The organism is Pseudomonas solani, assembly GCF_026072635.1.
Classification (GTDB): Bacteria; Pseudomonadota; Gammaproteobacteria; order Pseudomonadales; family Pseudomonadaceae; genus Metapseudomonas; species Metapseudomonas solani.
The window spans coordinates 4,714,110-4,726,353 of record NZ_AP023081.1 but is presented as its reverse complement, the minus strand read 5'-3'; the positions used below and the strand labels follow the sequence as shown (position 1 = coordinate 4,726,353).

Below are 12,244 nucleotides of genomic sequence, written 5' to 3'. Positions count from 1 at the left end.
GAGGAAGCGGTTGAAGGCGTGGCTGAGCTTACCCAGTTCGTCCCGCGAGGTGACATCGAGGCGCACACGCAGGTCACCGTCGCCATCGGCGATCTGCTCGATGCGCTCCAGCAGGCGATGCAGGGGCCGGGTGACCAGAGTCGGGAAGCCGAGCACCAGCACCAGGCAGATGGCCAGGCCGATGACGATGATCACCCCCTGCTGCCAGCTGCGCGTTTCGCCGATGGCAATCGCCCGCTGCCCCTCGGCATTGGCTGCGTTGTCCTCGAGCTCGCCGAGCTTATCGATGGCATCGCGCATGTTCTGGAACTGGCTTTCGCTGTCACCAAAGCTGAGGACGCTGGCGGCTTCCGGGTCAGAAGTCGCCAGCTGGACCACTTTCAGGGAGGTGACCTTCCACTGCTGGAAGCCGCTGTCGAACTGGGCCACCAGCTGCCGCGCCTCGGCACTCGCGCCCATCTCCGCGTACTTGTGCACGCGGTCATAGGCCTGCTGCAGGTTCTCCGCATGGTCGGCCTTGAGCTGCTCGATATGCGTACCCGCCCCCTCGTCCAGCAGGCTGCGCTCGGCCGTGAAGGCCTGGTAGAGATCGCGGTCGGCGTTGAGCAGCAGGCTGATGGCGGGCAGATAGCGATTGGTCAGCTGCTTGCTGGAATCGGCCACCTGGGACACCCCCTGCATGCCCAGGCCCCCCATCAGCACCAGGAGCACCACCAGGAGCAGGATGGGCAGGGCGATCTTCCAGCGAAACCCCAGGTCGGCAAAGGCACGTAGCATGGCGACTCTCCGCGATGTCATAGCGATGTAACAGCAAGCGTAGACCGCCCATCACCGTCTGTCGGGCCTCTGCGAAAAGGCCGTGGCGACGAACAGAAACACTTGGTGGCAGGAGTGCCCTGGCTTTTATGCTAGCGTGCCGCCCGCTTCGCCAATGGCACCTGGCGCTATCGCACTTTCAGCGCGAGCGCGGGTCTGAACCCGCGCTGGCATCGCCAACCCGAACGCGAACCGAACCCACATCCACTGGAGCTACACCATGGCAATCACCAAAGACCAACTGATCGCAGACATCGCCGAAGCCACCGACACCACCAAGGCCTCCGTGCGTGCCGTGCTGGAACAGCTGAGCGAGATCGTCAGCGATACGCTGGAAAACAGTGATGAGATCACCCTGCCGGGCATCGGCAAGCTGAAGATCACCGAGCGTCCGGCCCGCACCGGCCGCAACCCGCAGACCGGCAAGAGCATCGATATCGCGGCCAAGAAGGTCGTCAAGTTCGTGCCGGCCAAAGGCCTCAGCGACGCCGTGAACAAGTAAGCGACAACGCAATAAAAAAGGCCGGGCTAATGCCCGGCCTTTTCATGTGTGCGGCCTTTCAGCAAGAGCACGCTCGCTGAGCATGGCCACGACGGATCACGGCGAAACGCCCATCCCCTTGAGCTCGGCGAGGAAGGCCTCTTCGTCCAGCACGCGCACGCCCAGCTCGGTGGCCTTGGCCAGCTTGGAGCCGGCACCGGGCCCCGCCACCACGCAGTGGGTGCGGGCCGAAACCGAACCCGCCACCTTGGCACCGAGGGCTTCCAGCTTCTCCTTGGCCACATCGCGGCTCATCACTTCCAGGGTGCCGGTCAGCACCCAGGTCTGCCCGGCCAGGGGCAGGCCTTCGACGGCCTTCTTCTCGCTCTCCCAGTGCATGCCGAAGTCGCGCAACTGGGCTTCGATCAGCGCGGCGCGCTCGGCGTTGGCGGGCAGGTCGAAGAAGTCGCGCAGGGACTTGGCCGCCTTCTCGTTGAGGCGTTCCACCTGGCGCAGGTCCAGCCAGTCGGCCTTGATCACGCCCTCCAGGCTGCCGAACTTCACTGCCAGCTTCTCTGCACCGGTGGCAGCGATGAAGGGGATGTTGAGCTTGTCGATGAAGCCCGCCAGGGTCGCGCAGGCAGCGAACTCGGGGCTGAGGTCGCCCTCCTCCTGCAGCACCACGCCACGGGCCAGCAGGTCGTCGATGACCTGGAGGTTGTGGGCATCGCTGAAGAAGTTATGGATCTCGAAGGCAACCTCCAGGCCCACGTCCGGCAGATAGGTCAGCACCTCGGGCAGCGCCTGGCGGATGCGTGCCAGGGAGCCGAGGGCGCGGGCCAGCAGCTTGGCGGTTTCCTCACCCACATCGGGGATGCCCAGCGCATAGATGAAGCGCGCCAGGGTCGGCTTGGCGCTGTCCTGGATCGCCGCCAGCAGGTTGCGGGTCGACAGATCGGCGAAGCCTTCCAGCGCCACCACCTGCTCGTAGGTCAGGGTGAACAGGTCCGCCGGCGAGGCCACCAGCCCGGTGTCCACCAGTTGCTCGACGATCTTGTCACCCAGGCCTTCGATATCCAGCGCGCGGCGGGACGCGAAGTGGATGATCGCCTGCTTCAGCTGGGCGCCACAGGCCAGGCGGCCGACGCAGCGGTAGACCGAGCCTTCGCTGGTGGTTTCCTTGCCCTTGGCGCGCTTGACCAGCTGGGTACGCTCGACAGCCGAGCCGCACACCGGGCACTGCTCGGGGACATGCACTTCGCGGGCATCTGCGGGGCGGCGCTCGGTGACCACCTGCATCACCTGGGGGATCACGTCGCCGGCCCGGCGGATGATCACCGTGTCGCCGATCATCAGGCCCAGGCGTGCGACCTCGTCCATGTTGTGCAGGGTGGCATTGGCCACGGTGACGCCGGCCACCTTGACCGGCTTCAGCCGCGCCACCGGGGTGACGGCACCGGTACGGCCGACCTGGAATTCCACGTCCAGCAGCTCGGTGAGCTCCTCCTGGGCGGGGAACTTGTGGGCCAGCGCCCAGTGCGGGGTGCGCGCACGGAAACCCAGCTGCTGCTGGTCTTCGATGTTGTTGACCTTGAACACCACGCCGTCGATGTCATAGGCCAGGTCCATGCGCCGCTGGCCGATGTCGTGGTAGTAGGCCAGGCAGGCTTCGACGCCCTTGGCCAGTTTCAATTCACGGCTGATGGGCACGCCCCAGCCCTTGAGCTTCTCCAGCATGCCGACCTGGGTGGCCGGCAGCTCGCCGCTGACCTGGCCGATGCCGTAGCAGCAGAACTCCAGGGGGCGGCTGGCGGTGATGCGCGGGTCCAGCTGACGCAGGCTGCCGGCCGCGGCGTTGCGCGGGTTAGCGAAGGTCTTGCCGCCGCTTTCCGCCTGGCGCGCGTTCAACTCATCGAAGCCGGCCTTGGGCATGTACACCTCGCCGCGCACTTCGAGCACGGCGGGCCAGCCCTCGCCCTTGAGCTTCAGCGGCACGTTGCGGATGGTGCGCACGTTGGCGCTGATGTCTTCACCGGTGCTGCCGTCGCCACGGGTGGCACCGCGCACCAGTTGGCCGTCGCGGTACAGCAGGCTGACCGCCAGGCCGTCGAGCTTGGGCTCGCAGCTGTACTCCACCTCTGCGCCGCCACCGAACAGGTCGCCGGAAGAGAGCCCCAGGCCACTCTGCACACTGCGGTCGAAGGCGCGCAGGTCGTCCTCCTCGAAGGCGTTGCCCAGGCTGAGCATGGGCACCTCATGGCGCACTTCGCCGAAGGCACTCAGGGCCTCGCCGCCCACGCGCTGGGTCGGCGACTCCGGCGTCACCAGCTCCGGATGCTCGGCCTCCAGGGCCTGCAACTCGCGGAACAGGCGGTCGTACTCGGCATCGGGGACACTGGGTTCGTCCAGCACGTAGTAGCGGTAGTTGTGCTCATCCAGTTCGGCACGCAATTGGTGGATGCGCTGGGCGGCGGTCTGGGCGTCGGTCATGATTCGTGCTCTTTTCTGTGCAAACGAAAAGAGCAGCCTGGGCTGCTCTTTCGTTGGATCCTGTGATTCAGCGTTTGGTCAGGCTGCGGCGCTCGAACTCGACGATGCGCTGCCGATAGTGTTCGATCGTTTGCGCCGTCATCACGCTGCGCTGATCGTCCTTCAATTCGCCGTTCAGTTCCTGGGACAGCTTGCGCGCCGCGGCGACCATCACATCGAAGGCCTGCTTCGGATGACGCGGGCCCGGCAGGCCGAGGAAGAAGCTCACCGCACGGGTGCTGAAGTGGTCGATGTCGTCCAGGTCGAAGGTGCCGGGCTTGACGCCGTTGGCCATGGAGAACAGCACTTCGCCGTTACCGGCCATGCTTTCGTGACGGTGGAAGATGTCCATTTCGCCGAAGCGCAGGCCGCTCTCGAGGATGTTCTGCAGCAGGGCCGGGCCCTTGAAGCCGTCACCGTCGCGCGCCACCACGTTGATCACCAGCACTTCCTCCACCGGAGGCAGGTCCTGGGCCGGGGCAGCATGGGTCTTGCCGTTCTTGGCGGGCTTGGCCGGGGTGCCATCGTCCACGGGGTTGAGCAGGGTCGGTACCGGCTCATCGAGATTGAGGTCGCCCTGGTGCGGCTCGCCGCGGCGCTTGTTCAGCTCCTTGGCGCTCATGGGCGGCAGGTCTTCCTCGTCCAGCGAGGGTTCCTGGTGGCGTTCCTTGACGCGTACGGGCCCCATCAGGCCGGGGTCCTCGTCGTCATCGGGGAGATTGGAGAAGCTGCGATCGAGCTTGAACTTGAGTTTTCCCTTGCCGCCGCTCATGCGGCGCCAGCCATCGAACAAAATGCCGGCGATTACGATGATGCCGATGACGATCAGCCACTCGCGCAGACCGATATCCATTAATCCTGTGTCCCCTGGTCAAAAAATATTCTGATGATGGTGAAGAAAGGACATCCGGTCCCCTGAAAACGTGGCGCCCAACTCCATGTTCTGAATGGCGTTTTCCACGTGCGACAAAAGTGGGCATTAAGCTAGCACGGCCAGCCCAGCAGAGAAACCTCTGATAGAGGCTTCACGGCCCCTGGAGCGGTGAGGATTCTCCCCGCCCGGTCAGGCCTCTACGAGGGAAAGAGCCTCCTCGACATCCACCGCGACCAGACGCGAGCATCCCGGCTCGTGCATGGTCACGCCCATCAGTTGATCGGCCATTTCCATGGCGATCTTGTTGTGGGTGATATAGATGAACTGGACCTTCTCCGACATCTCCTTCACCAGGCGGGCATAGCGCCCGACGTTGGCGTCGTCCAGCGGCGCGTCCACCTCGTCGAGCATGCAGAACGGCGCGGGGTTGAGCTGGAAGATGGCGAATACCAGGGCCAGCGCGGTGAGCGCCTTCTCGCCACCGGAAAGCAGGTGGATGGTGCTGTTCTTCTTGCCTGGCGGCCGCGCCATGATGGCGACGCCGGTGTCGAGCAGGTCCTCCCCGGTCAGCTCCAGGTAGGCATGGCCGCCACCGAAGACCTTGGGGAACAATGCCTGCAGGCCCGAGTTGATCTGGTCGAAGGTTTCCTTGAAGCGGTTGCGGGTCTCCTTGTCGATCTTGCGGATGACGTTTTCCAGGGTGTCCAGCGCTTCCACCAGGTCGTCGTTCTGGGCGTCCAGGTAGCGTTTGCGCTCGGATTGCTGCTGGTATTCGTCGATCGCCGCGAGGTTGATCGGCCCCAGGCGCTGGATGCGCGCCGCGAGGCGTTCGAGTTCTTCTTCCCAGGCCGCTTCGCTGGCCTCGTTGGGCAGCGTGGCGAGCACGCCGTGGAGGTCGTAGCCGTCTTCGTGAAGCTGGTCCTGCAGGGTCTTGCGGCGCACGCTCAGGGCTTGCCAGTCCATGCGCTGCTGCTCCAGCTGGCCGCGCAACAGTTGCGCTTGCTGCTCGGCCTGGGTGCGGCGCTTCTCGGCGTCACGCAGCTCACGGTCGGCATCTTCCAGGGCCAGGCGGGCGAGCTTGAGCTCCTCCTCCACACCCATGCGCCGGTCCAGCAGTTCTTCGAGCTTCATGCGCAGCTCTTCCAGTGGCGCGGCGCCCTCTTCCAGATTGAGATTGAGCTGCTCGCGGCGCTCTTCGAGGCGCTCGAACTGCAGGCTCAGGCGCTCCAGCGCCTGGCGCGTGGAATCATGCTGGGCACGCAGGGAGCCGACGCGCACGGCCAACTGGTGTGCTTGGTCCTTGTGCTGCCGGGCCTCCTGGCGGATGCGGTCGAGGCGCTCGCGCAGGCTGTCGCGCTCGGCGAGCAGCTTCTCGCGCTGCTCGGTGTCGGTTTCCATCGCATCCAGCGCGTCCTGCAGGACAAGACGTGATTCGCCGAGCTGCTCGTGTTCGATGGCGCGCTGTTCGTCCAGCTCGGCCAACTCCGCTTCCAGGCGGCGGCGACGCAAGGTGAGCTGCTCGACCTTGGCCTGCTGGGCGGACAGCTGCGCCTTGAGCTCACCCAGGCGGCGGGATTCATCCTGGGCGCGGCGGCGTTGCTGCTCGCGGCTTTCTTCCTGCTGGCGCTGGCTGTCACGCAGGTGCTGCAGGCGCTCTTCCAGGGTTTCCAGGGCCGCTTGCTGCTCATCATGCTCAGCATGCAGGCGCTCCAGCTCCTGGCCACGGGCCAGCACGCCACTCTCGGCTTCGCTGGCGCGGCGCACACGAAGGAAATTGCGCCCGACCCAGTAGCCATCACGGCTGATCAGGCTCTCATCAGCGGCCAGCGTCGAACGCGCGGCCAGGGCCTGGTCGAGGCTGTCCACGGGCCGCACCCGCGCCAGCCAGGGCGCCAGGTCGATGGCGGACTCGACCTTGTCCAGCAGGCTGCCGGGCACCCGGGCGCCGCCCTTGACGGCAGCCGCCAGGCGCAGGTCGCCCTGGGTAAAGCCGCTCAGGTCCAGGGCATTGAAATCGTCCAGCAGCACGGCTTGCAGGTCGGCACCGAGCACGGTTTCCACCGCCAGCTCCCAACCCGCTTCCACCCGCATGCTTTCAGCCAGGCGCGGGCGCTGGTCGAGCTTCTGGTTGCGCAGCCATTCAGCGGTGCCGCTACCGGGATCGAGCGCGGCCTGCTGCAGGGCTTCGAGGGAGGCGATGCGCCCGTTGAGGCGCTGCAGTTCACCCTGGGCACGCTGCTGGGCCTGGGTCGCCTGCTGCAGTTCTTCACGCAGTTGCTCCAGGCGCTCGACCTGGGCCTCTTCAGCGGCCTGCAGCTCTTCCAGCTGCAATTCACCGGCGGCGAGTTGCTCGCTCAGCTCGAGAATGGCCGCATCTTCCGGGTCAGCCGCGAGCTGGGCGCGCTCGTCATTGAGGCGGCGCCCACGCTCCAGCAGGCGCTCGAGGCTCTGCTCCAGCTGCTGGATGCGCGCCTGCTGCACTTCGGCCTGACGCCGGGGCTCGGCGCTGCGCTGGTTGAAGCCGTCCCACTGCTCCTGCCAGGCATGCATGCCAGTCTCGGCCTCTTCCAGCTGGGCGGCGGCTTCCTCGGCGGCGGCGGCGCTGATCTCCTGCTCGGGCGCGAGCATTTCCAGCTCCTCGCCCAGGGTGGCCAGCAGGGTGCGGTCATGGCCGAGGTGGGATTCGGTTTCCTGGCGGGCGCGCTCGGCGTCGCGCAGGTCGTCCTGCAACTGGCGCAGGCGCTGCTGGCCGTGCTGGATGCTTTGCTCGACGCGGGCGATGTCGCCGCCCACGGAATAGAAACGGCCCTGGACCAGGTTGAAGCGCTCGGACAACTCATGGTGCCCATCGCGCAGGCGTTCGATGCTGGCGTCGGCGCTGCGCTGTTCGGCCACCAGTGCCTCGAAGCTGACCTCCTGGCTGCCGATCACCGCCTCACGCTGGCCTACCTGTTCGTTCAGGGCCTGCCATTTGAGGGCCGCGAGCTGGGCGCGCAGCTGGCGCTCCTCGGCCTTGTATTCCTGGTACTTCTCGGCGGCCTGGGCCTGGCGGTGCAGGCGTTCGAGCTGGCGCTCCAGCTCTTCGCGCAGGTCGGTGAGGCGGGCGAGGTTCTCGTGGGTACGGCGAATGCGGCTCTCGGTCTCGCGGCGGCGCTCCTTGTACTTGGAGATGCCGGCGGCTTCCTCGATGAAGTTGCGCAGGTCCTCGGGCTTGGCCTCGATCAGCTTGGAAATCATCCCCTGCTCGATGATCGAGTAGCTGCGCGGCCCCAGGCCGGTGCCGAGGAAGATATCGGTGATGTCGCGGCGCCGGCACTTGGTGCCGTTGAGGAAATAGGTGTTCTGCCCGTCGCGGCTGACCCGGCGGCGAATGGAGATTTCGGCGAAGGCCGCGTACTCGCCCACCAGGGTGTTGTCGGAGTTGTCGAAGATCAGTTCGATGCTGGCCTGGGCCACCGGCTTGCGGGTGTTGGAGCCGTTGAAGATGACGTCGGTCATCGACTCACCGCGCAGGTTCTTCGCCGAGCTCTCGCCCATCACCCAACGCACGGCGTCGATGATGTTGGACTTGCCGCAGCCGTTGGGGCCGACGACCGCCGCCATGTTGCTGGGGAAGTTGACCGTGGTCGGGTCGACGAAGGATTTGAACCCCGCCAGTTTGATGCACTTGAGCCGCATCCCTGCCTCCCTCGGTCAGTGAACGATCAGCGCCCGGCCAGCGCCGCAAGCACCAGTTGGCAGTTGTGCTGGCCATAGGCGTGCAGCACGTCGCGGATGCGCGCCGGCTCACGGGCGATCACCGCCTGCAGCAACTCGGCGAACGCCAGCATGAACTGGGCCATCTCGCCTTTGCGCTGTTCCAGCGCCAGGTGATAGGTGCGGCTGATGGCCGGCAGCAGGTTCTCCACCGTCTCTTCCAGGTAGGGGTTGTCGGCGAAGGGGAAGGCGGCGCGCATGATGTCGAAGCTGGCATCGACGAAGTTGCCGATGTCGTGCTCCTTCAGGCATTCCTCCAGGCGCAGCTGGATGGCGCGGAAGGGGGCGAGGTCCGCTTCGCTTTTCCAGCGCTGGGCCACGGCGTTGGCCAGGAGGATGTACATCTCCATCATCAGCGCATAGAGGCTCTGCACGTGATGGGGGGTGAGCTCGGAAACCTGGGCGCCACGGCGCGGCAGGATGTTGATCAGGTGGCGGCGCTCGAGGATCAGCAACGCCTCGCGCACGGAACCGCGGCTGACGTTGAGGGACTGGGTGACCTTCTGCTCCTGAATGCGCTCGCGTTCCTTCATCTCCCCGCGAATGATGCGCTCGGCGAGGTGGTGGGCGATCTGTTCGGCGAGGCTGTCCGGTGCCTTGAACGTCATGGTTTTCCTTCGGTCATGGAGGCTGGGAATGTCCGTAAGGCGCCCTCGGCGATAGCTCCGGCGTGCTATATCGGCCCGGGAACGCAGCAGCTTCAAGGGATTGCGGCCCACAGCGGAACGCTGCAGGGGGCGAAGTGTAACACAGGGTGTTACCTGGCAAAGGTGACAACAAGCGGGCATTCAGACCTAAAGGTCGGTCGCCGGGTGGGGCTGGGAGGCGCAGGATTGTCTGACAATTTTACAAGAACCCATCCACCTCGACACGGAGAACACCCATGTTCGAACGCCTGCCTTCCAACTGGATGCTCGCCCTGAAAAAGGTCGGCTACTGGATCTGGCTGATCCCGGTTGCCGGAATCCCCATGAGTTTCTACTGGTCGCTGGACAGCAGCTACGCCAATGCGTGGCCCTGGCTGGTGATCACCGTGGTCTTCGGGGTGATCCCGCTCCTCGACGCCATCGTCGGCCGCGACCCGGCCAACCCGGACGAAGCCGAGCAGGTGCCGGAGATGGAGCGCCAGGACTACTACCAGGTACTGAGCCTGGCCACCGTGCCGCTGCTGCTGGGCATGCTGGCCTGGAGCGGCTGGGTCTTCATCCACCACGAGGACTGGAACTGGGTCGGCCGCCTCGGCTGGCTGCTCTCGGTGGGTACCGTGATGGGCGCCATCGGCATCACCGTCTCCCATGAACTGATCCACAAGGACCCGAAGATCGAGCAGAACGCCGGCGGCCTGCTGCTGGCGGCGGTCTGCTACGGGGGCTTCAAGGTCGAGCATGTGCGTGGCCACCACGTCCATGTGTCGACGCCCGAGGACGCCTCCTCCTCCCGCTACGGCCAGAGCCTCTATGCCTTCCTGCCCCATGCCTATAAGCACAACTTCCTCAATGCCTGGCACCTGGAGGCCGAGCGCCTCAAGCGCAAGGGCCTGCCTGCACTGCATTGGCGCAACGAGCTGATCTGGTGGTACGCCATCAGTGCAGCCTTCACCGCAGGTTTCGGCCTGGCGTTCGGCTGGCTCGGCGTGCTGTTCTTCCTCGGCCAGTCGGCCATGGCCTTCACCCTGCTGGAGATCGTCAACTACGTGGAGCACTACGGCCTGCACCGGCGCAAGCTGGAGAACGGCCGCTACGAGCGGACCAGCCCGGCGCACTCCTGGAACAGCAACTTCCTGCTCACCAACCTGTTCCTCTTCCACCTGCAGCGCCATTCGGACCACCACGCCTACGCCAAGCGCCGCTACCAGGTGCTGCGCCACTTCGACGACAGCCCGCAACTGCCCAACGGCTACGCGGGGATGATCGTCCTGGCGCTGATCCCCCGCTCTGGCGCGCGGTGATGGACCCCCGCGTACGCGCTTACTACGCCGGCGAGGAGCACCAGCTGACGGAGTCGCAGCAGGCCGCCTGACCTCTCTCCAGCCCGACCTTTCGACCGACGCCCCCGCATGGGGGCGTCGGCGTTTCTACACTTGCAGATGACTGGCACGGATTAAGCAACTTTGCCGTGCCAGAGCGGGCGCGCCGGCTTCATAGCCCATTGGCGTGAAGATTTTCTGACTTTTGGGTCAAATATTTATTGACCAGAAAGTCAGGGGATTCTAAATTCGCCGCCATACGAGCCCTCGTAAAAACAATAAAGTGCCTGGAGGTCGTCCTTGATCCAGTTTTTAGTCAATCGGGAGCTGCGCACCGAGCGCGATCTCGATCCCAACGTCACCGTGCTCAACTACTTGCGTGAACACCTGGCCAAACCCGGAACCAAAGAGGGCTGTGCCTCGGGCGACTGCGGCGCCTGCACGGTCGTCGTCGGCGAGCTGCAGGGGGATCGCATCCGCTATCGCACCCTCAACTCCTGCCTGACCTTCGTCTCGTCCCTGCACGGCAAGCAGCTGATCACCGTGGAAGACCTCAAGCACAAGGGCCAGTTGCACTCCGTGCAGCAGGCCATGGTCGACTGCCATGGCTCCCAGTGCGGCTTCTGCACCCCCGGCTTCGTCATGTCGCTGTTCGCCCTGCAGAAGAACAGCGATGGCTACGACAAGGCCCAGACCCTGGAAGCCCTGGCCGGCAACCTGTGCCGGTGCACCGGCTACCGCCCCATCATCGACGCCGCCGAGCAGGCCTGCTGCCAGAAGCAGCCGGACCAGTTCGACGCCTTCGAGGCCCAGACCGTCGCCCAGCTCCAGGCCATCGCCCCGCGCGAGACCGCCGAGCTCAACAGCGGTGACAAGCGCTGCCTGGTGCCGCTGACCGTCGCCGACCTGGCCGACTTCTACACCGCCAACCCGCAGGCCCGCCTGCTGGCCGGCGGCACCGACCTGGCCCTGGAGGTCACCCAGTTCCACCGCGAGCTGCCGGTGATGATCTACGTCGGCCACATCGACGCCATGAAGCGCGTCGAGATCGGCCCCGACTTCATCGAGATCGGCGCCGCCACCGCGCTTTCCGACTGCTACGACGCCCTGGCCCGCGAGTACCCGGACTTCGGCGAACTGCTGCACCGCTTCGCCTCGCTGCAGATCCGCAACCAGGGCACCCTCGGCGGCAACATCGGCAACGCCTCGCCCATCGGCGATGCCCCGCCGCTGCTGATCGCCCTCGGCGCCAGGATCGTCCTGCGCAAGGGCAACCAGACCCGCACCCTGCCCCTGGACGAGTACTTCCTCGACTACAAGGTCACCGTGCGCCAGGAAGCCGAGTTCATCGAGAAGATCCTCGTGCCGCGCGCCCGCACCAACCAGGCGTTCCGCGCGTACAAGGTGTCCAAGCGCCTGGACGACGACATCTCCGCCGTCTGCGCCGCCTTCAACCTGGTGATCGAGGACGGCGTGGTGCGTGAAGCCCGCATCGCCTTCGGCGGCATGGCCGGCATTCCCAAGCGCGCCGCCGCCTGCGAAGCCGCGCTGGTGGGCGCCGCCTGGTACCCCGGCGTGATCGAACGTGCCTGCGAGGCCCTGGCCCAGGACTTCATCCCGCTGACCGACTTCCGTGCCAGCAAGGAATACCGCCTGCTGGCCGCGCAGAACCTGCTGCGCAAATTCTTCCTCGAACTGCAGGCCCCGAGGTCGAAACCCGGGTGACTGCCTATGTGTGATCTCAAGCATGTCGCGCACCAAGCGCCGATCCCGGCAATTGCTGGCCAGGAAGCGCAGCACCGCAGGCTTAATCTGCACATCG

Annotated in this window: 5 protein-coding genes and 3 pseudogenes; 3 read left to right on the top strand and 5 right to left on the bottom strand. The window is 65.6% G+C overall.

Annotated elements, in window-relative coordinates:
• A pseudogene (locus tag PSm6_RS30565) lies at positions 1-777 on the bottom strand (HAMP domain-containing protein); the annotation flags it as partial.
• Between the two features lie 211 nt (positions 778-988).
• On the opposite strand from PSm6_RS30565, the gene PSm6_RS21500 reads away from it, so the two are divergent.
• Complete coding sequence (locus PSm6_RS21500) at positions 989-1,318, top strand: HU family DNA-binding protein (protein ID WP_265170551.1); 330 nt, start codon at positions 989-991, stop codon at positions 1,316-1,318.
• A gap of 96 nt (positions 1,319-1,414) precedes the next feature.
• Here the strand turns inward: PSm6_RS21500 and ligA are convergent, their stop codons facing one another.
• The 4 genes from ligA to PSm6_RS21480 form a co-directional block, all read right to left on the bottom strand.
• Positions 1,415-3,787 (bottom strand): NAD-dependent DNA ligase LigA, encoded by a 2,373-nt coding sequence (ligA, locus tag PSm6_RS21495; protein ID WP_265168151.1) that lies wholly within the window; start codon positions 3,785-3,787, stop codon positions 1,415-1,417.
• 67 nt (positions 3,788-3,854) lie between these two features.
• On the bottom strand, positions 3,855-4,679 hold the full coding sequence (gene zipA, locus PSm6_RS21490) for a cell division protein ZipA (protein WP_021222156.1): 825 nt from the start codon (positions 4,677-4,679) through the stop codon (positions 3,855-3,857).
• Between the two features lie 210 nt (positions 4,680-4,889).
• Positions 4,890-8,378: a chromosome segregation protein SMC gene (gene smc / locus PSm6_RS21485; RefSeq protein ID WP_265168150.1), complete on the bottom strand. Its 3,489-nt coding sequence runs from the start codon at positions 8,376-8,378 to the stop codon at positions 4,890-4,892.
• Positions 8,379-8,404: 26 nt separating this feature from the next.
• The gene (locus PSm6_RS21480) at positions 8,405-9,064 is read right to left on the bottom strand and encodes a GntR family transcriptional regulator (RefSeq protein ID WP_021222158.1); all 660 of its coding nucleotides are present in this window, start codon (positions 9,062-9,064) and stop codon (positions 8,405-8,407) included.
• A gap of 275 nt (positions 9,065-9,339) precedes the next feature.
• On the opposite strand from PSm6_RS21480, the pseudogene PSm6_RS21475 reads away from it, so the two are divergent.
• Together PSm6_RS21475 and xdhA are read left to right on the top strand one after the other, a co-directional pair.
• Positions 9,340-10,475, top strand: a pseudogene (locus PSm6_RS21475) (alkane 1-monooxygenase).
• 247 nt (positions 10,476-10,722) lie between these two features.
• Positions 10,723-12,161: pseudogene (gene xdhA / locus PSm6_RS21470) on the top strand (xanthine dehydrogenase small subunit).
• Positions 12,162-12,244 lie beyond the last annotated feature (83 nt).

What these genes read in the sequence shown, in the direction of transcription:
- ligA (WP_265168151.1), bottom strand. Translation starts at nt 3,787, where the DNA reads ATGACCGACGCCCAGACCGCCGCCCAGCGCATCCACCAATTGCGTGCC.
- zipA (WP_021222156.1), bottom strand. Translation starts at nt 4,679, where the DNA reads ATGGATATCGGTCTGCGCGAGTGGCTGATCGTCATCGGCATCATCGTA.
- smc (WP_265168150.1), bottom strand. Translation starts at nt 8,378, where the DNA reads ATGCGGCTCAAGTGCATCAAACTGGCGGGGTTCAAATCCTTCGTCGAC.
- PSm6_RS21480 (WP_021222158.1), bottom strand. Translation starts at nt 9,064, where the DNA reads ATGACGTTCAAGGCACCGGACAGCCTCGCCGAACAGATCGCCCACCAC.